This window comes from Alkalimonas delamerensis (assembly GCF_030717955.1).
In the GTDB taxonomy this organism is placed as follows: domain Bacteria; phylum Pseudomonadota; class Gammaproteobacteria; order Enterobacterales; family Alteromonadaceae; genus Alkalimonas; species Alkalimonas delamerensis.
Genome location: NZ_JAUZVY010000002.1, coordinates 40,981 through 67,056, shown reverse-complemented (window position 1 = coordinate 67,056; position 26,076 = coordinate 40,981). Strand labels below are relative to the sequence as shown.

Here is a 26,076-nt window from a genome sequence, read left to right as displayed (position 1 = left end):
CCATGAATAAACAAAAACGCATTGAAATACTGTCGCGGCTGCGGGCTGCCAATCCCGAGCCAACTACCGAGCTGGAATACAGCTCCCCTTTTGAGCTGTTAATAGCCGTACTGCTCTCGGCTCAAGCGACCGATGTCGGTGTCAATAAAGCCACCCGGCATCTGTTTCCGGTTGCCCGCACGCCGCAGGCGATGCTGGATTTAGGGGTGGATGGCGTCAAGCACTACATCAAAACCATTGGCCTCTTTAACACCAAGGCTGAAAACGTCATTAAAACCTGCCGCATTTTGGTCGAGCAACACGGTGGCGAAGTACCAGAGAATCGCGAGGCCTTAGAAGCTCTGCCCGGTGTCGGCCGAAAAACCGCCAATGTGGTGCTGAATACCGCCTTTCGCTGGCCGACCATCGCGGTCGATACCCACATTTTCCGAGTCAGCAACCGTACCAAATTAGCGCCCGGTAAGAATGTCGATGCCGTTGAGCAAAAGCTGCTGAAAGTGGTGCCGGCCGAATTTAAGCTGGATGTGCACCACTGGCTGATTTTGCACGGCCGCTACACCTGTGTGGCCAGAAAGCCTAAATGTGGCTCCTGCATCATCGAGGACCTGTGCGAGTTTAAGGAAAAAACCGACTAGCCGCTTTGCGGCCCCTCTTCAATCAATTCCCGATGCACACAGACCGCCATGCTCTTGGGGCGGATAGGCAGCCCTCGGCCCTCCAGATGCGCCCGGGTAAAGGAAGCGCCAAACAGCAGGATCATCGAGGTGTAGTTGACCCAGAGCAGCAGCAGCGCCAAAGAGCCAGCTGCGCCGTAGGCCGATGCCGTGGCCGTGTGCGCCAGATAGATAGCGATCAGTGAGCGGCCCAGAGTGAATAGAATCGCAGTGATCAAGGCGCCCAGCAGCACATCGCGCCAGGACAATAGCACATCCGGCAAAATCTTGAACATAGCGGCAAACAGCAAGGTAATGACCAGCAGGGACAGGCCCACCTCCATCCCCACCATGGCCCAGCCGGGCACCGGCATCCACTCTTCCGCGAACACCATAATGCTGCGCAGTGCCACCGACAACAGCAAGGACACCATCAAAATAAAGCCAATGGCGAGGATAATGGTCATGGAGAGCAAACGGCTTTTGATGTACCCCCAGAGGTTGTTGCGATTCGGACGAGGCGCCACATCCCAGATTTGGTTCAGTGACTGCTGCATCTGCGCAAACACCGTAGTAGCCCCAATAATGGTGGCCACAATACCAATCAACGCTGGCCAGATGCCGCTTTGGTCAATCTGCGAATTGGTCACCGCCGTTTGCACCACCCCCGCCGCTTCCGGGCCAAGGGTTCCTTCCAACTGCTCAAACAGCTGGCCTTCTACCACGCTCTGGCCCAAAAAGAATCCAACCACGGCCACCACCACCACCAAAATGGGCGCAATGGAAAAAACAGTGAAAAAGGCCAGCGCCGCCGCATAAATAAAAGCCTGGCTATCCAGCCAGTTGCGGGTTGCTGCGCCAAAAATACCAAACCAATGCCGCACGACAGCCGGAAGCATGCCGTATATGCTGGAAACCATCGTTGCAATACCTCCGTATTCGAGACACAGCCATGCTGTGTGTTCTAGACACCGTAAAACCTGTAACCAAATGCAGTTTAGGGGAACTTATAAACTGCAGTTAGACCCTGATAAAATTAAGAATACAATGCAAGCAATAACCAAAAAACGTTTAAGTAAAAAGCTGTACTGCTGATGATAGTGGTATTGCAACAGTTACCTTATTCATCAAGCTTGCAATTATTGTTTCTGATAACTTTGGTGTTTGCTACCAGATCTCCCAAACGTTGCCGCTTCTTAAACAGAACAAGAAAGGCGTCAATGCCACCGAGAAACAGAAGAAGAAGGTTTCGTACCAATGATTGCCGTGAAGTGCAGTACTCGCCAGATGTTCTATCTATCACGGACATACCCAACACGAGCTTTCCCAGACTTCGACCAGCAGGAAGTGAGTCAGCAAAGAGAAAGTAGCCTGCTGCAACTACCACAGCCAAAATATCAGGTTGCAGACCGGACGCTCCCGTTTTATTGAATACAGCCAACAGTACCAAAAATAGAGCCCAAGTGATGAATACATCGATACCCTGCCCTAAGTAACGCCTTCCGGGGCTCGCTAAAGGTTGACTTAATCGCTCACTTTCAGGGCTTTTAATCTGGATGGAAGCATATGACTGATGCGTGTGTTGCGCTTCATCAAAATCGACTTCAGTTAACTTTGGCTCTATCTGCATTCCAAGAACTCCATTCTTTTTATCATTTGATACATGCATTGCCCTGTACGAGCAACCGGATACTTAACACCATCGTACATCGGCACTTCCCGTATCTTCAGCAAATGCGTGCACTCCAAGCCGACAACATTAAAGCAAGCCATTAACCTGAAGTAATGTTTAGAAAAGTGCAAGCGTTGATACCTCACTTAAACAGTGTCACTTTTTACACCAAACCATCATAGCATCAGATGATGCCTTACTCGTAGTGGCTCCATAGGCGCAGCACTTTGATCAGCCGCTCTTCTGCCAGCACCTGATACACCAAGCGATGCTGAATGTTGATACGGCGTGAGTAGGCCCCGGCAAGATCACCGATAAGCTTTTCAAATGGAGGCGGCTTGCAAAACGGATCTTCGGCAATGAGCGCTAGCAACTCCTGAGCTTTGGGTTTAAGGCCGCTGGAAGCCAGTTTTTTTGCGTCCTTTTGGGCTTGCCTGGTGTAAACCAACTTCCAGCTCACCAGTCCAGTTCCTCATCACATTGCTCTACAGGGGTTTCCATGCCCTCACGAACCGACTCACGCATACCAGGGACAGAGAGCAGGAAAAGCGTTTCCTGAATCGCAGACCAATCTTCCTCGGAGATTAAAACGGCTTTGTTCCGCTTGCCGGTGATGACGATGGGCTGATGCGACTCGGCAGTTTCATCAATCAACCGATACAGCTTACTGCGCGCTTCTGTTGCGGTAATTCCGGTCATAATGCACCTCTAAATCTCTAACCTTGAAATCGATTGTACGCTTTTATGTACGTACGTCAATACGAACGCATTTGATTGAATTGGCTCCCAAGAAAAACTGACGAACTGGCGCTGCACTTGATATCAGCCGGTCTATGGTATTATCCACGAACACCAACTGAAAACACAGTCAAGGAGCTCTGTATGCGTTTACTACACACCATGCTGCGGGTTGGCAACCTGGAGCGTTCCATCGAGTTTTACACCCAGGTGCTGGGCATGCAGCTGCTGCGCCAGTCCGAAAATACCGACTACAAATACACCCTGGCTTTTGTCGGCTATGGCCCGGAATCCGAGCAGGCGGTGCTGGAGCTGACTTACAACTGGGGCGTGGACAGCTACGACTTGGGCAATGCTTATGGCCATATCGCATTGGAGGTGGACGATGTCTACCAGGCCTGTGACGCCATTCGCAGCCGCGGCGGTGTAATCAGTCGCGAGCCCGGGCCGGTCAAGGGCGGCAAAACCGAAATTGCCTTTGTCAAAGATCCGGATGGCTATGCTATTGAGCTTATCCAAAAGAAAAGTTAGGACGTGAACATACACTAATCCAGCCTGCCAGCCGGCACGTATAGTGTTCCATGGTTGAATGAATTGCTGTGGGATGACGATGTCGGAGCAACTTGCCCTGTTTCCACTAAATTGCTTGCTGCTGCCGGAAGGCAAAACCCGGCTGCGGGTGTTTGAGCCACGCTACGTGCGTCTGGTAAAAGAAGCCACAGCCGGAAAGCGCGCCTTTGCCATGGCCTTGCTGAACCCCCTGGTCAATCAGCAGCACCCGGATCGGATTTTTCCGCTGGCCACCCGGGTTGAGGTGACCGATTTTGATGTGCTAAAAGACGGCTTGCTGGGCATTGAAGTGCGCGGCCTGAGCCGTGTCCGTCTGCGCAAACGCTGGCAGGAAGCGGATCAGCTGCATGTGGCCGAAACTGAGCCGGTTGATTTTTGGCAGCAGCAACCACTGGATGAGCCGCGCCAGCCACTGCAACAAAGCTTTCAGCAGTTGCTGGCACGTGAGCCTGAGCTGGCCCGTTTGTACCCTGCCACCCGGCTGGATGATGCCAGCTGGCTGGCGGCACGATGGCTGGAGTTACTACCCCTACCGCCGCTTTTGAAAGAGCACCTGGCCGAGCAAAGTACGCCCGAAGCCTGTCTGCATTATTTAGAGCGTTGCCTTAAAGCTGAATCGATTTAAGCGCAAAGCGTTCATCGTCAATCATCACCGCGACCAAGCGCCAATCATCACCGCTGCGCTGCAGCGTATAGGAGGTGTGGCAGTTTTGCAGCACCTTGCCATTGGCGTTGCAAAAATACCAATACAGGCTGACAAACACCATCGACTCGGACAAGCGCACCAAATGCTGCACCCGGTTTTTGACCTGAGCCACGCCCAGACTGCGATAGAGATCGAACTGATGACGGATGGTTTTTTCCAGGCTGGACAATTCAGCCATCATCAACTTGCTGTCGTCGGTTAAAAACAAGCAGGGCAAGGAAAACAGTTCGGTGACCTTATCCACATCAAAGCTGGAGTAGGCATCGGCATACTCCTGAAAAAATTGTTCAACAGCCTGTCGCATCAGTTTATCCCTAAGTATTTATGCACCTGCACACTGAGGCGCCAGTTGTGCTGCTTGCACTGCTCTATCGCCAGCCGGGTTGCTTTGGCTTTTTGGCTGATGGGTTGCAGATAAACCAGCCTACCCGAAGCGGGTACCCGCTGCAACAACTGCTGCAGCTCCTCAATATCCCGCTCACGCGCCACCGGATGTTTGATTTCATTGGCCCGCAGCAGTGCTGAATCCAGCACTTCGTAGCCGCCTTTCATATTGACCTTGGGCGATACTGTGACCCAGGTCTCGCTAGGCGCCAAAATCTCGAAGGTACCGCTGGTTTCAATTTGCGTGCTGTAGCCCTGCTGATGCAGCAGGGTGCACAATGGATTCAAATCGAATAAGCAGGGTTCACCACCGGTGATCACCACATGGCGGGCCCGGTAGCCCTGGCGCTGAAACTCGGCCAGCACTTCGGCTGCACTCAGATTGCACCAGCCTTCGGTATCGGTGGTTTTGGCCAGCACATCCTGTACCGGGATTTGCTGCGCCGGGTCCACCGTCCAGGTATGCTTGGTGTCACACCAGCTGCAGCCAACCGGGCAACCTTGCAACCGAATAAAAATGGCCGGGCAGCCGGTGAAGCTGCCCTCGCCCTGGATGGTTTCAAAAAGTTCATTCACTTTGTACACAACAACGCCTTACGCTTTAGCCGCCAGCCGATTTATAGTATACCTAAGTAACTTCAAGATGCAGACTTCAGCGGGAGATAAAAGCACTTTAGGCAAGGCGGCTGTTGGAAGCTTTGGTGGTTCCAAAGCAAGAACAGCGAACGCGGCATAAAGTGCTTTTAGCCCCGCCCTGCGGGAGCCGCTGGGCGCTTCCACTGCGGTGTTACCCTGGCTAGCAAGGTGGTCGACATTGCGTCGCCAGGGTGCCTTGCATTGAAAGCGCCCAGCGACTCTGAAACTCGCATCTTGAAGTTACTTAGGTATATAATGCCCGGCTTTTCAGTTGGTCATTATAACGGGAGCGCCCTCATCATGCCGCAAAAAGTTGTTGTCATTTATTCCGGTGGGATGGATTCGTACACCGTGCTGCACAAAGCCATCGCCGATGGCCACGAGGTGTATGCGCTGTCGTTCAATTATGGTCAGCGTCATGTGAAAGAGCTGGAATGCGCTGCTCAGGTCTGCCGTGAGCTGGGCATCGACCACAAGGTGGTGGATATTTCTGCCATCAATCAGTTGCTGGCCGGCTCATCGCTCACCGACAACATTGAGGTACCGGAAGGCCACTACGAAGCCGAGAACATGAAATCGACCATAGTCCCGAACCGTAACATGATCTTGATTTCATTGGCGGTGGGCTATGCCGACTCCATCAAAGCCAAAGCGGTCTACTACGGCGCCCACTCTGGCGATCACTTTATCTACCCGGACTGCCGACCTGAGTTCGTCGAAAAGATGAACGCGGTCTGCCAAATCGCCAACTACGATCCCATTGATATCGTCAGCCCTTACCTGCACGAGTCCAAAATTGAGATCCTGCGCGATGGCCTGGCGATGGGGCTGGATTACAGCAAAACCTGGACCTGCTACAACGGCCGCGAACTGGCCTGCGGCAAATGCGGCGCCTGCCGGGAGCGGTTGGAAGCTTTTGCTTTGAATAAAGCGAAAGACCCCCTGCCTTATGAATAAAGCGGCCCCGATTTCAGGGCCGGGAATACGCTAAGGCAACCAGACCATTTCCACCAAATGGCCTTGCTGCACGATCTCAACTAAAAGCTGCTGCAGACTCTCTGCGGTCGCGGTTTGCTCCAACGGAGCGATCCGCTCCCAGGGCAGCTCTTCCATCACGGCACTGTAGCCGATGCGATTAGCCAACCAGTTCGGACGTTGCCGTGCCTGCATCCGCTCATCAGCCAGGCTTTGATGCCAAATTTCAACTTGTCGCTCACTCGGTGCCTGCTTGCTGGCTGCAGCCAGCAGTTGCTGCACGGCTGCAATGGCGGTATCAACCTTGTCGGGATCGGTTTGCAGTGAAATGTGCAGTACCACTTGCTGATGCACCGGACTATAGCCTCCCAACTGTGCGCGGATGCTGTAGGTCAGCCCTGAGTCAGTGCGAATACGATCAAACAACTGCTCATCCAGCCAACGGGTCAACAGGGCTGCAGAAGCCTGCGACGAAGATGAAGGCAACTGTGCTTTATCCAGATAATAACGCAAGGAGATACGGGCATGTTGGTCACCACTGCCGCTGATCCGGTGTTGACTGGCTTGTTGGGGCTGCGGGGAGAAGCGCCCCTCGCCTTGTAGGCTTGCCTTAGGAAGGCTGGCAAAGTAGCGCTCGACCAGTGCATAAGCTTGCTCGGCCGTCAGATCACCGACCAGAGCCAGCTGATACCCCTGATTACCCTGAACCCACTGCTGATAAAAAGCTTGCAGCTGTTCCATCGTGGTCGCTTCAATTTCAGCGGCTGTCAGGTTACGGTAGCGAATGTCATTTTGCCACAGGGCTTTACTTTGCGACTCATGCCAAGGCAGATGCGGATGCTGTCTAAATTGTTGCCATAGCTGCAGCTCACGCCCCTGGCTAAAGCGCCACAGCTCTTCATCAATGCTGTGGTGCAGCAAGCGATGGTGCAGGTCCATCAAGCCTTGTTCGATGTTGCTGACCGGCGCAGCCAGAAAAAAACTCCGATCTTCAAAGTCTATAGAAAAGTCATGCGCAATATCCAGGCTTTGTCGCCACTGACGAAGCTCGGCACTGTTCAAACCAGCCTGACCACCATCGCGAATCAAGTCAGCGGCCAGTCGCGCAGCCGCTACCTGAGCATCAGGAACCTGATTGGTGCCATGGCGGGCAACAAGACGGGCAAAAGCACGGTTGGGTACCGCATCACTGAAGCGGTAATAAGCCGTCATTCCATTCGTCAACTGCCACTCAATAATGCCATCGGGGTGATGATGCTCGGACACTATCCCACCGGAAGGTGCAATAGGTTGCCATTGTGGCTCGGCTCGTTGATGCAGAGGCGCAAAAGGCAGCTGCTGTGCCAATTGCTGTGCGCTGCTCAGCTGTTCGGCACTGGGCGCCTCGGTGCCATCTGGGTACAGGGCAACCGTCACATCCCGATCCGAAGTCACCTGCGCCAGTATTTGAATCGCTTCTTCCGGAGTAATGGTCTCCAGCAGTGCCAAGCGGCGTTGCTGGTGGCTGCGCTGATTGAGTATTGGATCCTGATAGAGCCAAAAATCTTTGGCCATTCCAGCCAGGCGGGACGGGCTGTCCTGAAAATCCTGTAACCAGCTCTGCCAATTGCTCAGCTCTGTTTGCCACTCGCTTTCGGTAATCCCCAGTGCCAGCAAACGTTGCAATTCATGCTCCAGCATTTCGTAAGCCAGAGCGTAATTTGGCTCGGTCATAATCACGGCCATATTGAGCGCTCGTACATTAGCACTTTGACGGCTTCGCTGAACATTAAAGGCCAGCACAACCCCATCACTGTCCAGCTGACGGCTTTCCAATCGCTTACGCAGCACCCCTAAGGCAAACTCCAGCGCAAATCCCTGACGCTCGGTGGACGGAGTAAAAGGCGTGATTGGATAAAACCAAAAGCGGCTAAGCACCGCAATGGGCGTATAGGCATCACTAAGACTGATCACATCGGGAATGGCTTGCGGCTGAATATCGAACTGCTCCGGCAGCAAAGGCTCTGATGCCAGCTCCGGCCTGGTGAAGTTTTGTTTGATAAAAGCTAACGTCTCGTCTGCATCCACATCACCACTGACCACAACCGCCATATTGGCCGGGTGGTACCACTGCTGGTAAAAGGTTTTTAATTTTTCAGGCGTTGTTGCTTCAATGCTGGCGCGGTCGCCCAGAATCGATAAGCGCTCCAGCTGACGAGAGCCACGAAACAGCGCCTCCATCAAGCGCGGCTCAATCCGATCTTGCTCTTGCTGGCGGAGCCGCCACTCTTCAACAATCACTGCAATTTCTTCCTGCACCGCCGCGGGTGCAAATTCAATGTGATAGGCCCACTGCGCCAATATGGTCAACGCTGACCCCAACTGACCCCGGCTTAGATCCTGCAAATCAAGCCAGTAAGCGGTGTGATCAAAGGTGGTGTAGGCATTGCTATGACGGCCAAGCTGGATCCCCAGCTCACGCATGTGCTCTTGCATCCGCTTTTCGGGAAACTTCTCAGTGCCACGAAAGGCCATGTGCTCAACAAAGTGGGCCAGCCCCAATTGGTCATCATCTTCTTGCAAAGCGCCAGCTCCCACCAACAGCATCACCCGGGCTTGATTGCTGTACTGGCTGTTGCGCTCAGGCAAAATGATAATTTCTGGCCGATGTTGTGTTGCCGGCAATCGCACAACGGTATTGGCATCGTAAAGTGGGTGGGCTGCATCATCGGTAGTGATGGCGCAGGCGGTGAGCAACAAAGCCGCCAGCACCAGCCCAAATCCAACCTTAGCCGCTAACAGCCAACGCCGTGGATGAAAAAAAACAACACTTCTTTTTGCTAGCATCTTGTGTATGTCCTTATTGAAAGCTGGATAAATTTTACAGGCTAACTGGCTGCCTTACCAAACTGTGCTTTGTACGCCTCGGTTACATCCTGCAACTGGCCGCCGGCCAGCTGGTAAATCTGCTCTGCGCTTAGGATGGTTTCCGGCCGGTGGGCAATCACAACCCGGGTCATGCTAAGCTGCTGAATGGCCTGGTTGACGTAATGCTCCAGCGCCACATCCAAATGGCTGGTGGCTTCGTCCAGCAGCAGAATTTTAGGCTGACGATACAAAGCCCGAGCCAGCAACAGACGCTGTTTCTGGCCACCGGACAGCGCACTGCCCATATCGCCGACCAGGGAGTTGTAGCCCATTTGCATGGCGCTGATGTCCTGGTGAATACCAGCCAGCTGAGCGGCTTGATAAACCTGCTGCATATTCAGTTGTGGGTCGAAAAAGCTGATATTCTCGGCTAAAGTACCGGACATCAGCTGGTCGTCCTGCATTACCGCCGCAATCTGGCTGCGGTAATTGCGCAGCCCCAGTTGATTAACTTCAATGCCATCCACTTCTACCTTGCCGCTTTCAGCAGGCAATAAACCCAGCATCAGTTTCATCAGCGTAGTTTTGCCGCTACCAGACGGGCCGATAATGGCGATATTGGCGCCAGCACGGATATCGATACAGAGGTCGTTAAACAGTAGCGGCTCGTTATCGGCGTAGCGAAAGCGGATATTGGTTAGGCTCAGTTGGCCGCTGATATCACGGCTCGGCTGATTCAGCCCTTCGTCTTCTTTGTCGGTTAGAGCAATATCGGCCAGACGGTTTAAATGCAGTTTCAGCATTTTGATTTCCACTACCAGAGAAATCAGCGATGCGGCACGACCAGTGAATTGGCCCTTGTAAGCCATAAAAGCAAATAGCATACCGATGGTCATATCGCCATTCATCACCGCCAGCGCACCTAAGTACAGAATGACAATGCCTTCAATACCAAACAACAACTGGTTGGCAGTGCCTGCACCTATGCCCCACTTAGCCAAACGGTAGCCTTTGTTCACTGATTCAGCATGGCGGTTTTGCCACAGGTTCAAACGCTCATTTTGCTGGCCAAACAGCTTTAAACTTTGGATGCCACGAATGGTTTCCATAAAAACGCTGTTTTCTTTGGCTGAAGTAATAATGCTTTCTTCGGTCAACTGGCGCATGGGCCAGTAAAAAGCCCAGCGCAGCAAGGCGTATAAAATGACAACGGCAAACACCACCAGACTGAGCATCGGGCTGTACAGCAGCATCATTACCAGCACCAACACTATCATTAGGCCGTCAAGAATGCCTTCGATCAGACTCGAAGTTAGAATTTTCTGGATAGAGCCTAATGAGGAAAAGCGTGAGGTAATATCGCCCATATGGCGCTTTTCAAAAAACGACACCGGCAAATGCAGCAAATGACGGAATAAGTTGGTGACCATCTGCATATTCAGATGGGTGCCTAAATGCAGTGCAATCCAGCTACGAAGCACCTGAATGGTAATTTGCATCACCATCAGCAGGGAAAAGCCTAGCGCAAGCACCAGCAATAGAGGACGGTCATTACTGACCAGCACTTCATCCACTACCAGTTGGGTATAATAGGGCGACGCAAGCACAAAAAACTGCAACAGCAAGGACAACACAAACAGCTTAACCAGCGAGGGCACCAAGCCCTGAATGTTGCTCCAAAACGAGGTTAAACTGAGCTGTACCCGCTCGTCGATTTTCTTAAATTCATTGCCGGGAGTGAGTTCCAGCGCCACCCCAGTAAAGGCTTTATCCACCTCCGCCATGTTCAGGCGGCGCTCGCCCATGGCAGGATCTAAGATGGTAATGCCATTGCGATGGACTTTTTTCAGCACCACAAAATGGTTCATTTCCCAGTGCAAAATACAGGGGGTTTTTAGCTTAGCCAGCTCATCCAATTCAAGTTTGAGCGCCCGCCCGGTCATATCCAACTGCTCTGCCAACCGCATCAGCTGCTGCATGGTGGCACCTTTGAGCGACACCGCATAGCGGCTACGCAAAGTGGTTAGATCGATTTGATGGCCATGGTGGTTGGCCACCATCGCCATGCAGGCTAGGCCGCACTCTGCAGCTTCGGTTTGAAGTAAAGTAGATCTCATTCTGTTAATAAATCACTCCAATCACGACATAAAGTAGATATGTCAAAAAAAATGAAATAGAAAAAAGAATTACCGGCAAAAATGATACAAGGTAGTTCTGCCATCTTTTTTTATATCGTGGCCAACTTTGAAACAGCCTCAGACCAAAATAAAACTTACAAAAAAAAGCAAGTAAAAAGTTTGCCACCAAAAAAAAAGCAAAAAAAACAAATAAATACATAAGGCCTCTAAATATCGAAAGTTGAAAAAGTGACACTCATTCATACAGCGAGTGTCACTTAATACCCCGAGAATTATGGGGTGGGAGCACCAGCACCATTAATGGTGTAACCTGAAATCCCAGCACCTACATAACCAATTGCAACCCTTCCACAAGATGCAAGACCTGTCACAGGATTAATTGCTCCCTGAAGAGCTCCACCTGCTGCGCCAATAATAATAACTGAGAGTGGAGTTCCATCATTACTGCCACCTGAGTAAGTCATAATTGCAGCAGCAGCACCGCCAATTGCACCAGCAATCCCTCCGATGATACTACCTATAATAAATGCCCCCCCTGCACCGTCTTGCTGATATATCCTGCCATGATCATCCATAATAAACGGGCCTGTATCCATACCACCACTCATACCACCACTCACCACATCCACTTGCTCAAACTTCAATTCTTGCATACTATCTCTCCTTGAGATGATTTTAAGTTACGTTGACACCTGAAGGGCTACAAACGCCCTTTCAGGCTTAAAATCGGCTCAAACAACCAGCTGATTAGGCTGCGTTGTTCCAGCACGATATCTGCGCTTAACAGCATGCCCGATTGCAGCGGGACGCTGTTGCCGTAAGCGCGGATCTCTTGCGCCGTCAGCGCTACCTCTACCCGGTAGACTGGCTCCTGCACGGCGACAGGCATATCAACTTCCCCCGGAAGCACGATGGCCTGCGCTGTGCGTATTACTTCGCCTTCGTACAAACCAAAACGCTGGTACGGAAAGGCATCAAACCGAATGCGGGTATGCTGGCCTGGCTGCACAAAGCCATAGGCCCGGGTCGGCACCAGCAATACCGCTCGAAGCTCGGCATTTTCTGGCAGTATGGTTAAAAACGGCAACTGACTGGTTAAGCTGGTGCCGATGTCGGCCACCAGATTGGTCACTCGGCCAGAAATCGGTGCGGTAATCAGCAGCTGACCGCGCGCATCCAGTTCCACTTTTTGTTGCGCCAACCGTGAGCGGTCGGTATCGAGCAGCGCCAGCTGCTGCGCCTGCTCCACTGGCAACCGTGCCAGTTGGCCTTGCAATTGCTCAATGCTGGCCTGCTGTTGCTGGGCACTGGCGCTTAACTCGGCCAGTTGCTGGCGAATGCTTAAAATCAACTCGGCTTGCTGCTGCAGCTCCAGCTCAGAGATAGCGCCTTGCTGCTGCAATTGCTGGAAGTTCTGAAAACGGCTTTGCTGCAGTGCTAACCGTTCTTGTTGTAACTGCTGCTGGCCTTGCAGCTCCTGCAACATGCTCTGGCTAAGCAGCAAGCGGCTTTGTAATTCGGTTTCCTGCTGGGCAAATTGCTGGCTAAGCTGCTGCTGGCGCAGACTTAGCAATTCCGTTTGTTGCACCAAGCCCTGAAACAGACTCTGGCTAAGCGACAGGCCATCGGCCAGATGCTCAGGGATATGAATAAGCGCCAGTGGTGCACCGGCCTCAACCTGCTGGCCATCCTCAACAAACAATTGGCTGACGATACCGGGGCGCGGGCTGCTGACTTTCGCCAGACCCAAATCCGGTTTTAAATAACCGGTGACGGTTTCTTTGCGGTGAAAAGAGGAGAGCGCCAGAAAGGCAATCAACAAGGATACCAGCAACAACATGATGATGGTGAGTACACTACTGCTGAGTGGCTGAGCAATAATGACATCGCCATCCAGGTTAGCGGTTTGCTGTTTTAAAGCATTTGCTCGAAACAATCCCTTGCCAGACAATCCCCACCCCCAAACAAAACTTAAATTACATTTAAAAATAACACTTAATTAATATATATTTCTCAACCAAAGAAAATTCAAGCCCCCATTATTCCAAATAGTTATTATATATTCCATTTAGCTATATAAATCTAGGCAGCATTTAAGCTTCCCCCCTCATCAGCAACTAAGTTGCTGATCCCCTCTTCTTAAAAGCCTGGAAGTGAACCTGTATCTAACACTGGCTTCACTTTAATCATTCCCCTGGTTTCTGGACAGGCCTGCCCCCTGCCAGTAGACTGGCGTCCTTATCGCTTACGTATTTTTGGAGCAATGTCCTGATGCTTGCTTTTTGGTTTCGTATTCCGTTCTGGCAGCGTGTACTGGGTGCTATGTTGCTGGGTATTGGCCTGGGTGTGGTGTTTGGTGAAAAAGCCACCGTGCTGCAGCCGCTGGGTACGCTGTTTATTAATGCCATCCGCATGCTGGTGGTGCCGCTGGTATTTTTTGCGCTGATCACCAGCATTACCTCGCTCGGCGATACGCTGAAAATGAAGCGTCTGGCGGTTAAAACCGTTGGCTTGTTTTTGCTTACCGCCATGATAGCCAGCCTGATTGGCTTGACGGTGGGCAGTTTGATGGACTTTAGTACCATCACCGAGCTGACCACCACCGAAGTACGTGAGCGCGATATTCCGCCAGTGGCAACCGTGCTGACCAACCTGATCCCAACCAACCCGGTGGCGGCGCTGGCCAGTGGCAATGTGCTGCAGATTATTGTCTTTGCGGTGTTGGTGGGCATTGCCATCAATGTGGTGGGTGAAAAAGCCGAACCGATGAAAAAGGTGATGGAAGCCGGTGCCGAGATCATGTACCAAATCACCCGCATGGTGCTGCAACTGACGCCGATTGGTGTGCTGGGTTTAATGGCCTGGGTGGTCGGTAGCTTTGGCCTGGAAACCTTGTTGCCACTGGGCAAGTTTATTCTGGCAATTTACATCGCCTGTTTTATCCATATCATTTTTACCTACGGTGGCATGGTGCGCTTGTTCGGCGGCATGTCGCCACTGGCATTTTTCAAGGCCATTTTGCCCGCCCAGCTGGTGGCCTTTAGCAGCGCCAGCAGCTTTGGCACCCTGCCGGTCACCCACAAAGTGGTGACCGAGGATCTAAAAGTCTCGAAAAACTACGCCAGCTTTGTGCTGCCGCTTGGCGCCACCATCAATATGGATGGCTGCGGCGGTATTTACCCGGCTATTGCCGCCATTTTTATTGCCCACCTGTATGGTATTCCACTGGATGCGACCAGCTACCTGCTGATTGCCATCACTGCCACCCTTGCTTCACTGGGAACCGCTGGTGTGCCTGGCAGTGCCATGGTGATGCTGACGGTGACCTTGAGTGTGGTGGGATTGCCGCTGGAAGGCATTGCCTTTATTGCGGCGGTGGATCGCATTATTGATATGATGCGCACCGCCACCAATGTGACCGGCGATACCATGGTGGCGCGGGTGGTGGCGCGCTCTGAAGGTTTGATTGAGTCAGAACAAAGCAGCCCTGAGCCAGCAACTGCAAGCTAACTCAGACCGCTTCATTTCCGTGTTAAGCCGGTAACTGAATACCGGCTTCACGCATCCGCGCCAGTTTGTAGCGCAAGGTGCGATCACTGATCCCCAGGCGTTCAGCCACATCTTTGCGCTTGTTATCACAAGCCCGCATCGTCGCCAGGATCAAGCGGTGCTCCTGCTCGTATATTTCCTGTTTAAACTGACTGACATCGGTGTCTGCGTCGCTGCTGACAGCCGCAGGCGGCGCCAGATCTTCAATGTAGATATCTTCAGCACGAATAGTGCCATCGATGTGAATAATCAGCGCCCGCTGCATCACGTTATCCAGCTCCCGGACATTGCCCGGCCAGCTGTGTTGCAGCAGCTTTTGAATGGCACCGCCCTCCAGTTGCGGTATGGCGATGCCATCACGCAGGCAGTGCCGCTCCATCAAGTGCTCGGCCAGAGGCAGAATATCTTCCGGCCGCTCGGACAGCGCCGGCCAATTCAGTGGAAACACATTCAGCCGGTAGTACAAATCTTCCCGGAAACGCCCCTGCTGCACCGCTTCTTTTAAATCGCGGTTGCTGGTGGCCAACACCCGCACATCCAGCTTGATGGTTTTACGGCTACCAAGGCGCTCCACTTCGCGCTCCTGCAACACCCGCAGCAACTTGGCTTGCAGGTTTAAATCCATTTCGGTGATTTCATCCAGCAAAATGGTGCCTTGCTGCGCTTGCTCGAACTTGCCAGGGCAAGCTTGCACCGCGCCGGTAAAAGCCCCTTTCTCGTAGCCAAACAAGGTGGACTCCAGCATGTTTTCCGGAATGGCCGCGCAGTTAATGGCAATAAAAGGACCTTCGGCCCGCGCTGATTGTTGATGAATGTACTGTGCCAGTACTTCCTTACCGGAGCCACTGGGACCGGTCACCATCACACTGGCATCGGATTTAGCCACTTTGGCAGCCAGGCGCACCAACTGCTGACTTTGCTCCGCAGCCACGATGGGTTCGATGCCTGCCAATTGCTCTGCCGGCACATAACGCCCGACCATATTGACCAGTACTTCCGGAGAGAAAGGCTTGGATAAATAATCCACCGCCCCCTGACGCATCGCCTGCACCGCATCGTTGACATTGGCGTAGGCCGTCATGATCAGCATCGGGATCTGAGGATAGTGCTGCCGCACAGTAGCCAGCAACTCCAGGCCTGTCAGACCTGCCATCTGCACATCGCTGACGATAAGTTTGATGCTGTGTTGTTTCAGTTGCAGCAACGCATGCTCCGCACTGTCGCAAGCTACCACCTGGTAGTTGGCCAGTGTCAGCGTATCGACCAGCGCTTCTCGCAAACCTGCGTCATCTTCGACGACCATAATTTTAGTGGGCATCATGCGCATTCTCCTGTGCAGTGGATTCATTGGCATTCAGTGGCAGCTGCAGACGGAAACAAGCACCGCCTTCAGGCCGGTCGATGCAGTGGACCTGACCTTTGTGAGCATTGACCACGGCTTGCACCACCGCCAGGCCCAGGCCAGTGCCCTGACTGCGGGTGGTAAAGAAAGGCTCAAAAATTTGCTGCTGCAGATGTTCGGGAATACCGGGACCGTTGTCGGCGACATCCAGCAGCAACCAGTTGCCTTCCCGCCAGCAGCGGATACTAAGCTGGGCCCCCTGCTGAATCATGTCCAGACTGTTGTTCAGTAAGTTTTGAATGGCCCCAGCCAGGCTGTTTTGATTGGCCCACAGCTGTAGGCTGGTATCATTCAACTCAATATGCAGCTCGGCCTGATGGGCTGTCAGCTGGGCTTCGATCCCCGCCTGCACTTCATTAAGCAAAGCCTCAACCTCAATGCAACTGACGCTGGCTTCGTTGCCTGAGCGGGCAAACAACAGCATGTCATTCACCTGCTGCTCCAGATCCTGCAAACGCGCCACCAGTTTTTGTTGAAAGACGCCTTTGGCATCCTGATTCAGGCGTTGATTGGTCAGGTTCTCAGCATAAAGCATGGCCGAAGATAAAGGAGTGCGGATTTGATGCGCCAGCGTGGCCATCATTTTGCCTAAAGTGGATAACCGCTGCATGTGCGCCAGCCGGCTTTGCAGTTGCCGGGTTTCGGTCAAGTCGGTCAACACAATCAGCTGACCTGGTTCCGGGCTCAGCGCGCTGATCGCCAGCTTCACCCGACGGCCGTTGTACAAGGAGACTTCCATACCATCGTCACTGCGCGGCCGAAACGAGCGGGTAATCACATCCAACCAGCGTTGCCCCTTCAACGGCTCGCCCAGCATCTCCAGCGCCATCGGATTGGCATCGGCGACAAAACCACGCTCATCCAACACCACCACGCCCACAGGCAACATGGTCACCAGATGTTGCATGCGATCCGGGGTTTGGGCAGCCGGTTTCTGGTAACGACTTAGATCGGTCACCACCGCACTGGCGGTTTGAAAATCAGGCTCGGTTCTGGCGAAATGCATCGGACACCTCTGCAGGTCTGTTCAGGTTCTCTGTACAGACCAATGCAGGGAGCATGCCAAAAATAAGATGTGACTAAACAGAAGGTTACGATTAATTTGGTAACAAAAGAGGCGTCAAAACTCTGTCACAGCAGCCTGTTAGGACGTCTGCTACAAACACAGCTAGTCGTCTTTGGCCAGATTGTACTTGCGCATTTTTTCTACCAGAGTGGTACGCCGCAACCCAAGCATGTCGGCCGCCCGGGCAACCACAAAGTCATGCCGCTCCAGCGCCTGGGTAATGAACAGCACTTCCAGCTCGGCCAGGTGCTCTTTTAAATCCAAGCCATCTTCAGGCAGCTGTGAGTCCAGCGGGCTTGCTTCCGATTCGGCAGCATCCCCAAACCCACTTTCGTCATCACTGGCTTGAAACAACTCGTTCAGCAGGTCGCGCTCTTGCAAGGATTCCGGATAATCCGGCACATAACTCTCAACATCGAGGTGTTGATAGCGGCCGGGCAATTCAGCCACGTCCACCACCTGATTCGGATACATAATGGCCATCCGCTCTACCAGGTTGGCCAGTTCACGCACATTGCCAGGCCAGCTGTGCAGTTTCAGGCTTTCCAGCGCCCGCTCGGTAAACTTGACCCGGGCATGCCCCGCCTGATGCTGACGCTGAATCAGCTCCTGGCACAGCAGGGGTAAATCCTCTGTCCGCTCAGACAAAGCCGGTGTCTCGATTGGAAACACATTCAGGCGGTAAAATAAATCTTCCCGGAAACGACCATCGGCAATCATCTGCTCCAGGTTGCGGTGGGTGGCAGCAATAATCCGCACATCCGCTTTGATCAACTGGTTGCCCCCGACCCGCTCGTACACCCGCTCTTGCAACACCCGCAGCAGCTTAACCTGCATCGGCAAGGGCATATCGCCAATTTCATCCAAAAACAAAGTGCCGCCCTGCGCCAGCTCAAAGCGGCCCTTGCGGGTGGCAAAGGCACCGGTAAAAGCGCCTTTTTCATGACCAAACAACTCACTTTCCAACAGCTCTGCCGGAATGGCACCGCAATTTAATGGCACAAAAGGGCCTTCAGCCCGGCGCGACAACAGGTGAATGTTGCGAGCCACCACTTCTTTCCCTGTGCCGGAATCTCCCAGTATCAGCACATTGGCTTCGGTTGGCGCCACCTGTTGGATTAAAAAGCGCACTTGCTGCATCGGCTCAGCCGAGCCCACCATGTCGACCAGGCGGACCACAGGCTCTTGCCGCTGCTGCCCCGGCAGGAAACGGTGATACTCCTGACAATCCCGCAAGGATTGCATCAGGCTGTCGTAGCGAAAAGGCTCGCTTAACAGGGCCACCACATTGCCATGTTGCAACAGCGCATCCTGAGCGGGCTCCAACAACAAAAAAGCCGTGGCAGGAAATTGCTCGATCAAAGCTTCGGCATCCGCCAACTCTGCTCCAAGCAGCACTACGGCCGGGCTGGCTTGCTGCAACAAAGTCTGCAGCTCAGACAAAGAGGCCTGCTGATGCGGCTCATGCAGGAAATCAAGAATAATGCTGAGGCGTTGCTGACGTGGTGATTGATGATCGGCCAGAAAAAGGATGGGGTTTGCGCGCATACTTACCCGGTAGAGGTATTATCGTTATACAGGCATTGTAGCGAAGCCCTACCGGATTGCCAAATAAAAAGCGCTGGAAATTTGACGTTCTGTCAATTTTCCAGCGCTATCGATGTCTTCCAAACAAAGATATTACCCGCTATATCAGCCGCCTAGAATACGCAGTGCCTGCTCTTGCTGCACCCGACCTTGCGCCGCGACACTGATACTGGATTGCAACAAAATATTCCCTACCACCTGATCGCTGACGGCTTTGGCGAAATCCAAATCTTCAATCCGGCTACGGGCTTCGGACTCGCCAATACGTTGGCGGTCAATCACACTGGCGGCGGCTTCAAAGGCATTGATGGTGGCGCCGGTATCGGCCCGTAAACCGCCTAGCTGTTGCAAAGATTGCTCGACGCTGCCAAGCGAAGCGCTCAATTGCGATGGATCCGTCAGATCGAAATCAAACAAATTACTGGTCGTAAGAACAGCCGCAACATCTTCAGTACTTAAACTCAGGCTGCTATCGCCGGTACCAAAGGTAACATCACCACTTTGATTGAACAGCCCCTTGCCGGCAAACTCGGTGTTATCGATTACCTGCTGAATATTGCCCAGCAACTGGTCAGCTTGCTGCTGCAATGCCTGGCGCTCACTGGCTCCATAAATGCCATTGCCGGCCTGAATGGCCAGAGTATTTAAATCCTGCAGGTTTTCTTCAATGGCCTGCAAGCCCTGATCGTAGACCCGGGCAAGTGACACGCCGTCGTACACATTCCGTACAGCTTGCTCCCGGGCGTTGATGCCGGATGTCAATTGATTGGCAATTTGCAAACCAGCGGCATCATCGGCTGCACTGTTAATGCGCCTTGCAGACGCCAATTTTTTGAACAGGTTGTCCTGCTGCGCAATGGTTTGGTTCAAAATGGAGTTGTTGTTACCGACTTTCATAAGCACGACCTCGCAGCGTTATCCTGATTAAATTATAGCCAAAGCGCCCTAAAAACGCGAGCTTAGTCCGCTGGACTGTCGACTTTACCGCCACCGAATGACAAATCACCTGCGATATCGGCATAATTTATGCTATGTTCAATAAGTTACGATAGAGCACGACAGAGGTGCGGCGCATGTTCGATGGCAAAACCATACTGATTACCGGTGGGACCGGCTCTTTTGGTCACAAATACACCCAAACGCTGCTGGCCAGATACAAGCCAAAAAAAATCATCATCTACTCGCGTGATGAACTGAAACAGTACGAAATGCAGCAAATCTTTGATCAAGACTGCATGCGCTACTTTATTGGCGATGTTCGAGATGCTGACCGGCTGGTCCGCGCCATGCGGGGGGTGGATTATGTCATTCATGCCGCCGCTCTGAAGCAGGTACCGGCCGCTGAGTACAACCCGATGGAGTGCATTAAGACCAACATCAATGGTGCAGAAAACGTGATCCATGCCGCTATTGATGCCAATGTCGAAAAAGTGATTGCCCTGTCGACTGACAAAGCCGCCAACCCGGTCAACTTGTATGGTGCCACCAAGCTGGCGTCCGATAAGTTATTTGTAGCCGGCAACAACATCGCCGGTGGCAGCAGACCGCGTTTCTCGGTCGTCCGTTACGGCAACGTCGTTGGCTCCCGTGGTTCGGTGGTGCCCTTTTTCCAGAGCCTGATTGATAGAAAAGCCGATCATCTGCCAATCACGCACCCGGAGATGACCCGGTTTTGGATCACCCTGCAGCAAGGGGTCGATTTTGTGCTGAAAAACTTTGAGCGCATGCTGGGCGGGGAAATTTTTGTGCCAAAAATCCCATCCATCCGCATTGTGGATCTTGCCAACGCCATGGCACCCCAGTTGTCAATCAAAGAGGTGGGTATTCGTCCCGGCGAAAAGTTGCATGAAGTGATGTGTCCGGGAGAAAACTCCTACCACACCTATGAGTTTAGTGATCACTACGTCATTGCCCCATCCATTCGATTTTTCAATCGAAAAAACAGCTTTGATATCAATGCGCTCAATGAAAAAGGACAGCTGGTAGAGTCCGGTTTTGAATACGCATCCAACACCAATCCGCACTTTTTAAGTCCGGAGGAAATTTTGCAATTTAACCTGGAAGCCAGCCCATGATCCCTTATGGTCGTCAGCACATCACGGCCGAGGACATCGCCGCAGTTCAAGCTGTATTGCAAAGCGATTTTTTAACCCAGGGACCTGTGGTGCCAGCTTTCGAGCAGCAATTTTGTGCTCTTACCGGAGCCCGCTATGCCGTTGCCGTCAACAGCGCCACCTCGGCCCTGCATCTGGCTTGTCTGGCGCTGGGGGTAAAGCCAGGCAGCCGGGTTTGGACCTCTCCCATCAGTTTTGTCGCTTCGGCCAATTGCGCCCGGTACTGCGGTGCCAGTGTCGACTTTGTCGATGTCGAACCCGACAGCGGCAACCTTTGCCTTGCCAGTTTGCGGCAAAAACTGGAAGAAGCTCGCCTGAAAGACGCCCTGCCCGAAGTGGTGATCGCAGTGCACCTGGCAGGTTTAAGCTGCGATATGCAGCAGCTGCATCATTTAGCTGCCGAGTTTGATTTTCGGATCATTGAAGATGCATCTCATGCTGTTGGTGCAGCCTTCCTCGAACAGCCGGTAGGAAGCTGCCAGTACAGCGACATCACCGTTTTTAGTTTTCATCCGGTAAAAATCATTACCACCGCTGAAGGCGGCATGGCATTGACCAATGAGCCAAACCTTGCCAGGCAGCTGCAGTTGCTGCGCAGTCATGGCATCAGCCGCGATCCGGATGAGATGACAGAGCCCGCCCATGGCCCCTGGTACTACCAGCAGCTGCAGCTTGGTTACAACTACCGGATGACGGATTTACAGGCCGCGCTGGGGCTCAGTCAGAGCCAACGTTTAAATGCCATCATTGAAAAGCGCCAGCAGCTGGCAGCGCGTTATCAGCAGCACCTGGTGGGAGCGGCTCTGGATTGTCCCATCGTCCCCAATGGCAGCCTGTGCAGCTACCATCTGTTCATTGTCCGGCTGCACGACAAAACCAGGCGCAAAGCCGTGTTTGAGGCCCTGCGTCAGGCGGGTATCGGCGTCAATGTGCACTACATCCCCATCCACACGCAGCCCTACTACCAACAGCTGGGTTTTGACTGGGGCGACTTCCCGAACGCCGAAGACTTTTACGAGCGCATTATCAGTTTGCCGCTCTACCCGGAACTGACGGAGTCCGAGCAAGACTATATTGTTGCTACGCTCAAGGCTTTGCTATGACTGTTGCCATTATTCCTGCCCGCGGAGGCAGCAAACGAATTCCCCGCAAGAACATTCAACACTTTTGCGGCGCTCCCATGCTGAGCTATCCGATTCGAGCCGCCCAACAAAGCGGCTGCATTGAGCGGATCCTTGTTTCAACCGATGATGAAGAAATTGCAGCCATAGCCCGCCAGTTTGGGGCTGAGGTTCCTTTTATCCGGCCGAACGATTTGGCCGACGATCACACCGGCACCACAGCGGTCGTGCGCCATGCCTTACAGTGGTTGCAAGCAAGGCAGGAACTGCCGGACTATGCCTGCTGCCTCTACGCCACCACGCCTTTATTGCAGGCCGGGGACTTGGCTAAAGGTCTGGCAATGTTGCAAGCATCAGAGCAGCACTTTGTCTTCAGCGCCGCTCGCTTTTCGTTTCCGATTCAGCGCGCCTTACTGCAAACACCCGCTGGCGGTGTCACCCCCTTTGACCCGGACAGCATTGGCAAACGCTCCCAGGACTTGCCGGAAACGTTTCATGACGCAGGTCAGTTTTACTGGGGACGCTCGACCAGTTGGCTGGACGGTCAACACCGGTTGTTCAGCGATGCTGCCCGGATGCTGGTGCTGCCTGATCACCGGGTCCAGGACATTGATACAATGGCCGATTGGCGTCGGGCAGAAGCCTTGTACCAATTGCTGCAGCAAGCAGGCTTTGATGAAGATCTTAGTCCGAACCGATAGCTCGCAGCGGATTGGCTCCGGCCACCTGATGCGCTGCCTGACGCTGGCTGACGCCTTACGCCGGCAAGGTTGCGAAGTCCACTTTATCAGCCGCCCTCACCCAGGCCATAACCTTCGCCTGATTGAGCAAGCCGGCTACCCACTGCTGCAACTGCCTTTGCATCCAGCGCAAGAGCCTCTGGCTGGTTATCAGAACTGGTTGGGCTGTACCGAGCAGCAAGATGCCCGCGATTGCCTGACACAACTGAAAACGACCTATCAGTGGTTGATTGTCGATCACTACGGTCTTGCAGCCAACTTTTGCCAGCAGCTACGTGCGCGCTGCCAGCGCGTGATGGTGATTGATGATTTAGCCAATCGTACCCATGACTGTGAGCTGCTGCTCGATCAAAACCTGCTGCCCAACTACCAGCAGCGCTATGCTGCGCTGCTGCCCACGCACTGTCAGCCACTGCTTGGCCCGGAGTTCGCGTTATTGCGAGACGAGTTTTATCAAGCCGATGCGGTAGAACGAACCCCGGCTCACATTCTGGTGTTTTTTGGCGGCAGCGACCTCTACGGTCTGACCCGTCAGACCGTGGATGCAATCCTGGCGCTGAAAGAGCCCGCGGTCACGGCCGACATCGTCATTGGCGAGGCCCACCCTGAGCGTCAGGCTTTACAGCAACGCTGTGCCAGCTCAAAGCGCCTGGAGCTGCATGTGCAATGCCAAAACATGGCGCACTTGATGCGAAAAGCCCAACTGATGCTGGGAGCTGGCGGCTCAACCCATTGGGAGCGCTGCATCAGCGCCCTGCCTGCTCTGGTGGTCACGGTGGCCGACAACCAGGTAGCAACCACCCGTTATTTGCAACAACTGGGAGCCTGTCACTGGCTGGGGCCCGCATCCGAGCAAAGCGCGGCCAGTTTCAAGGCCGCTCTTAGCCACTGGCTCAGCCAGCAAGCTCAACTTAAGCAGATGGGACAATGCGCTGCCAGGCTGGTACCAAAATCGGGAGGAACTCGCGCTGTGGTCAGGCATCTGTTAGTGTAAAACTACTGGTTAAAATCAGGTCTAGCCCGCTATAGTTAGTATAGCCTTGGATCCTGTCTATCAATCAAATGGAGGTTTGCAGGTGACAGAACTGTCGCAGTCCTCAAACAACGCAGTGCATGACGATGCCCCGATGGATTTTCTTGCCGATGATGAGCAGGAAACCACTGAGCAAGACGCCTGGCCCATCCTGATTGTCGACGATGAGCCCGAAATGCATCATGTCACCACCATGGCCCTTCGCGATTACCGCTTTCAGCAACGGAAACTGACATTTTTAAGCGCGCACAGTGCTGCCGAGGCCAAAGAAGTGCTGCAACAACACCCGGACATTGTGCTGATTCTGCTGGATGTGGTGATGGAAACCGACGATGCCGGTTTAACCCTGGTGCACTACATCCGTGAGACATTGAACAACCAACAAGTGCGCATTATTTTGCGAACTGGCCAGCCAGGCCAGGCACCGGAACAAAAAGTGGTGCAGGAATACGACATCAACGACTACCGCTCGAAAACCGAGCTGACGGTTCAGCGACTCACAACCACCATCACCTCTGCCTTGCGGGCCTATGTCGCAATTCATCAGTTGGAGCAACTGAATCAAACGCTGGAAGCCAAAGTGCTAGCCCGCACCCAGCAGCTGGAAGCCGCCAATGCCAAACTCAAGCAGTCACTGGCAGAGCTTGAGGCTGGCGAAAAGGCCGGCCGTCAAGTGCAGTTTAAATTGCTGCCCCCACGCGAGCTGGATTGGCCGCCCTATCGTTTTGAACATTTTTTACGGCCATCCGATTACATGAGTGGTGACTTTGTCGACTACTTCGCCATCGATGCCGACCGTACCGCCTTTTACATTGCCGATGTATCCGGTCATGGAGTGGCATCGGCTTTTGTTACCGTCTACTTAAAGCGCTTTATCAGTGCTCAGTTTGAAAACTACCGTCAGCAACAATCCCCCCTGATTGCAGAGCCTGCCGAATTACTGGCGAGCTTGAATAAAGAGTTGCTGAAAGAAAATATTGGCAAATACATTGCGCTTTTTTACGGCGTGCTGGATCGCCGCCAGCACAGTCTGCATTTTGCCAATGCCGGTGCCTTTCCATGGCCTTTGGTGCAAGCGCCCGGCCAATCAGCCCGATGGCTCGAGTTAAAAAGCACACCGGCCGGCATGTTTGAGGATGTTCGTTACCAAAGCCATCTGCTGCCGTTCGGTGCTGGTAGCAGGTTGCTGCTGTGTTCCGATGGGTTGCTGGATTTGCTCCCCGGTCAGAGTAACGAGCAAAAACTGGCTCGGCTGCAACAAAGTGGCATTCAGCAGCTGCCACAGTTGGTCAAAGAGCTTGAGCTGGAGCGTCAGCAACCGCTACCGGACGATTTGACCATACTGTGCATTCATTGCCAGGAGTCCAACCATGACTGAGGCTCAAATTTTATTTGCTTGCCAAAAAGACCACTGCTATTTCAAATTGATTGGCGAACTGCGCTACACCAATGCCAGTGGCATGGACGATCTGTTGGAACGGCTGTTTCAACAGCAGCAACAGCCACTCTGTGGCCAGGTGGTGGTCGATATCACCGAGGTGACCTTTATCGACAGCACCCACATTGGCTTACTGGCCAGCCTGGCCCGGCATTGCCAACAGCATAAGTTACCCAGGCCACTGCTGTTTAGCCGCGATGATGAAATCGAGCACTTGCTGCGCGGGCTTTGTCTGGACCAGGTCTTTGACTTTGCAGCCCAACCAAGGGTACAGCACACCGAGCTGACCGAGGTGGAACCGGCAGCCTACCAGGATCAACAGCAAGGTCAGATGATACTGCGGGCCCATCAGGCACTGTTGGATCTAAGCGATAAAAACCGAGCCGAATTTCAATCGGTGGTGGATCTGCTGAAACAGCAACTGCCCGAGGATTAAAGCCAGCTCCATGCGGCACCGGACTAAAGCAAAGCCCAGGCATGCCGATACCATAAATAAGACGTTGGATGCAGGCTTTGGCTTAGTTGGGTGCATGCCAGAAATTGAGCCATCGACGGTCATCAACAGCTGAAAGTTGGCATACGATTGAAAGATAACGAAGAAACTTAACTGTGATTCATTCTCTTTGGAATGCGAATTGAATTCCATTAACTAGCTATTTAGCAGTTTCGGTTCATTAATGCCGTTCATGCAAGCAAGTTTTTTTAAA

The 26,076-nt window shown here is 53.1% G+C and carries 25 protein-coding genes; 11 read left to right on the top strand and 14 right to left on the bottom strand.

Translation table 11 applies throughout. The annotated features are described in order from the left end of the window. The first annotated feature begins 2 nt into the window (after positions 1 to 2). The gene (gene nth, locus Q3O59_RS04850) at positions 3 to 635 is read left to right on the top strand and encodes an endonuclease III (RefSeq protein WP_305944505.1); all 633 of its coding nucleotides are present in this window, start codon (positions 3 to 5) and stop codon (positions 633 to 635) included. Here the strand turns inward: nth and Q3O59_RS04845 are convergent. From Q3O59_RS04845 to Q3O59_RS04830, 4 genes are all read right to left on the bottom strand, one after another. Beyond that, positions 632 to 1,552, bottom strand: a complete 921-nt coding sequence (locus Q3O59_RS04845) for a YihY/virulence factor BrkB family protein (RefSeq protein ID WP_369812352.1) — start codon at positions 1,550 to 1,552, stop codon at positions 632 to 634. The two genes, nth and Q3O59_RS04845, sit on opposite strands and share 4 nt — an antisense overlap. Before the next feature lie 221 nt (positions 1,553 to 1,773). Further along, positions 1,774 to 2,283 (bottom strand): RDD family protein, encoded by a 510-nt coding sequence (locus tag Q3O59_RS04840; RefSeq protein WP_305944503.1) that lies wholly within the window; start codon positions 2,281 to 2,283, stop codon positions 1,774 to 1,776. Positions 2,284 to 2,521: 238 nt separating this feature from the next. Beyond that, a complete protein-coding gene (locus Q3O59_RS04835) occupies positions 2,522 to 2,785 on the bottom strand; it encodes a Txe/YoeB family addiction module toxin (RefSeq protein WP_305944502.1) in 264 nt (87 codons plus the stop codon). Then, positions 2,782 to 3,024, bottom strand: coding sequence for a type II toxin-antitoxin system Phd/YefM family antitoxin (locus Q3O59_RS04830; protein ID WP_091341419.1), 243 nt, complete (start codon positions 3,022 to 3,024; stop codon positions 2,782 to 2,784). Before Q3O59_RS04830 ends, Q3O59_RS04835 begins: the two co-directional genes overlap by 4 nt. Positions 3,025 to 3,207: 183 nt before the next feature. Between Q3O59_RS04830 and gloA the strand changes: the two genes are divergently transcribed. Together gloA and Q3O59_RS04820 are read left to right on the top strand one after the other, a co-directional pair. After that, on the top strand, positions 3,208 to 3,594 hold the full coding sequence (gene gloA / locus Q3O59_RS04825) for a lactoylglutathione lyase (RefSeq protein ID WP_305944501.1): 387 nt from the start codon (positions 3,208 to 3,210) through the stop codon (positions 3,592 to 3,594). Positions 3,595 to 3,673: 79 nt separating this feature from the next. After that, positions 3,674 to 4,258: an LON peptidase substrate-binding domain-containing protein gene (locus tag Q3O59_RS04820; protein ID WP_305944500.1), complete on the top strand. Its 585-nt coding sequence runs from the start codon at positions 3,674 to 3,676 to the stop codon at positions 4,256 to 4,258. On the opposite strand, the gene Q3O59_RS04815 is transcribed toward Q3O59_RS04820, so the two are convergent. Then, complete coding sequence (locus Q3O59_RS04815) at positions 4,239 to 4,643, bottom strand: DUF6841 family protein (RefSeq protein ID WP_305944499.1); 405 nt, start codon at positions 4,641 to 4,643, stop codon at positions 4,239 to 4,241. The two genes, Q3O59_RS04820 and Q3O59_RS04815, sit on opposite strands and share 20 nt — an antisense overlap. After that, a complete protein-coding gene (gene queE / locus Q3O59_RS04810) occupies positions 4,643 to 5,308 on the bottom strand; it encodes a 7-carboxy-7-deazaguanine synthase QueE (protein WP_305944498.1) in 666 nt (221 codons plus the stop codon). The genes Q3O59_RS04815 and queE overlap by 1 nt, the downstream gene beginning before the upstream one ends. 351 nt (positions 5,309 to 5,659) lie before the next feature. Here queE and queC point away from each other — a divergent pair, with 351 nt between their 5' ends. Then, positions 5,660 to 6,316 carry a 7-cyano-7-deazaguanine synthase QueC gene (queC, locus tag Q3O59_RS04805; RefSeq protein ID WP_305944497.1) on the top strand — a complete coding sequence of 219 codons (657 nt, stop codon included), beginning with the start codon at positions 5,660 to 5,662 and terminating at the stop codon, positions 6,314 to 6,316. Between the two features lie 30 nt (positions 6,317 to 6,346). Here the strand turns inward: queC and Q3O59_RS04800 are convergent, their stop codons facing one another. From Q3O59_RS04800 to Q3O59_RS04785, 4 genes are all read right to left on the bottom strand, one after another. Continuing rightward, a complete protein-coding gene (locus tag Q3O59_RS04800; protein ID WP_305944496.1) occupies positions 6,347 to 9,160 on the bottom strand; it encodes a M16 family metallopeptidase in 2,814 nt (937 codons plus the stop codon). Positions 9,161 to 9,201: 41 nt separating this feature from the next. Continuing rightward, the gene (locus tag Q3O59_RS04795) at positions 9,202 to 11,298 is read right to left on the bottom strand and encodes a peptidase domain-containing ABC transporter (protein WP_305944495.1); all 2,097 of its coding nucleotides are present in this window, start codon (positions 11,296 to 11,298) and stop codon (positions 9,202 to 9,204) included. 293 nt (positions 11,299 to 11,591) lie between these two features. Then, entirely contained in the window at positions 11,592 to 11,972 is a 381-nt protein-coding gene (locus Q3O59_RS04790) for a hypothetical protein (protein ID WP_305944494.1), read from the bottom strand. Between the two features lie 47 nt (positions 11,973 to 12,019). Next, complete coding sequence (locus Q3O59_RS04785; RefSeq protein ID WP_305944493.1) at positions 12,020 to 13,255, bottom strand: HlyD family secretion protein; 1,236 nt, start codon at positions 13,253 to 13,255, stop codon at positions 12,020 to 12,022. Between the two features lie 332 nt (positions 13,256 to 13,587). On the opposite strand from Q3O59_RS04785, the gene Q3O59_RS04780 reads away from it, so the two are divergent. Then, positions 13,588 to 14,829: a dicarboxylate/amino acid:cation symporter gene (locus Q3O59_RS04780; protein ID WP_369812367.1), complete on the top strand. Its 1,242-nt coding sequence runs from the start codon at positions 13,588 to 13,590 to the stop codon at positions 14,827 to 14,829. 22 nt (positions 14,830 to 14,851) lie between these two features. On the opposite strand, the gene Q3O59_RS04775 is transcribed toward Q3O59_RS04780, so the two are convergent. From Q3O59_RS04775 to Q3O59_RS04760, 4 genes are all read right to left on the bottom strand, one after another. Then, the gene (locus Q3O59_RS04775) at positions 14,852 to 16,189 is read right to left on the bottom strand and encodes a sigma-54-dependent transcriptional regulator (RefSeq protein ID WP_305944491.1); all 1,338 of its coding nucleotides are present in this window, start codon (positions 16,187 to 16,189) and stop codon (positions 14,852 to 14,854) included. Continuing rightward, positions 16,176 to 17,276 carry a sensor histidine kinase gene (locus tag Q3O59_RS04770; RefSeq protein WP_305944490.1) on the bottom strand — a complete coding sequence of 367 codons (1,101 nt, stop codon included), beginning with the start codon at positions 17,274 to 17,276 and terminating at the stop codon, positions 16,176 to 16,178. Before Q3O59_RS04770 ends, Q3O59_RS04775 begins: the two co-directional genes overlap by 14 nt. Positions 17,277 to 17,438: 162 nt before the next feature. Then, positions 17,439 to 18,869, bottom strand: coding sequence for a sigma-54 dependent transcriptional regulator (locus Q3O59_RS04765; protein WP_369812366.1), 1,431 nt, complete (start codon positions 18,867 to 18,869; stop codon positions 17,439 to 17,441). A 159-nt stretch (positions 18,870 to 19,028) separates the two neighbouring features. Beyond that, a complete protein-coding gene (locus Q3O59_RS04760; protein WP_305944488.1) occupies positions 19,029 to 19,820 on the bottom strand; it encodes a flagellin in 792 nt (263 codons plus the stop codon). Between the two features lie 176 nt (positions 19,821 to 19,996). Here Q3O59_RS04760 and pseB point away from each other — a divergent pair, with 176 nt between their 5' ends. The 6 genes from pseB (at position 19,997) to Q3O59_RS04730 (ending at position 25,805) form a co-directional block, all read left to right on the top strand. Then, a complete protein-coding gene (pseB, locus tag Q3O59_RS04755) occupies positions 19,997 to 20,998 on the top strand; it encodes a UDP-N-acetylglucosamine 4,6-dehydratase (inverting) (protein WP_305944487.1) in 1,002 nt (333 codons plus the stop codon). Next, positions 20,995 to 22,140 carry a UDP-4-amino-4,6-dideoxy-N-acetyl-beta-L-altrosamine transaminase gene (gene pseC / locus Q3O59_RS04750; protein ID WP_305944486.1) on the top strand — a complete coding sequence of 382 codons (1,146 nt, stop codon included), beginning with the start codon at positions 20,995 to 20,997 and terminating at the stop codon, positions 22,138 to 22,140. Before pseB ends, pseC begins: the two co-directional genes overlap by 4 nt. After that, on the top strand, positions 22,137 to 22,859 hold the full coding sequence (gene pseF / locus Q3O59_RS04745; protein WP_305944485.1) for a pseudaminic acid cytidylyltransferase: 723 nt from the start codon (positions 22,137 to 22,139) through the stop codon (positions 22,857 to 22,859). Before pseC ends, pseF begins: the two co-directional genes overlap by 4 nt. After that, on the top strand, positions 22,834 to 23,892 hold the full coding sequence (pseG, locus tag Q3O59_RS04740) for a UDP-2,4-diacetamido-2,4,6-trideoxy-beta-L-altropyranose hydrolase (RefSeq protein WP_305944484.1): 1,059 nt from the start codon (positions 22,834 to 22,836) through the stop codon (positions 23,890 to 23,892). Before pseF ends, pseG begins: the two co-directional genes overlap by 26 nt. 82 nt (positions 23,893 to 23,974) lie before the next feature. Beyond that, positions 23,975 to 25,309: a PP2C family protein-serine/threonine phosphatase gene (locus Q3O59_RS04735; protein WP_305944483.1), complete on the top strand. Its 1,335-nt coding sequence runs from the start codon at positions 23,975 to 23,977 to the stop codon at positions 25,307 to 25,309. Next, positions 25,302 to 25,805: an STAS domain-containing protein gene (locus Q3O59_RS04730; RefSeq protein WP_305944482.1), complete on the top strand. Its 504-nt coding sequence runs from the start codon at positions 25,302 to 25,304 to the stop codon at positions 25,803 to 25,805. The genes Q3O59_RS04735 and Q3O59_RS04730 overlap by 8 nt, the downstream gene beginning before the upstream one ends. Positions 25,806 to 26,076: the final 271 nt, after the last annotated feature.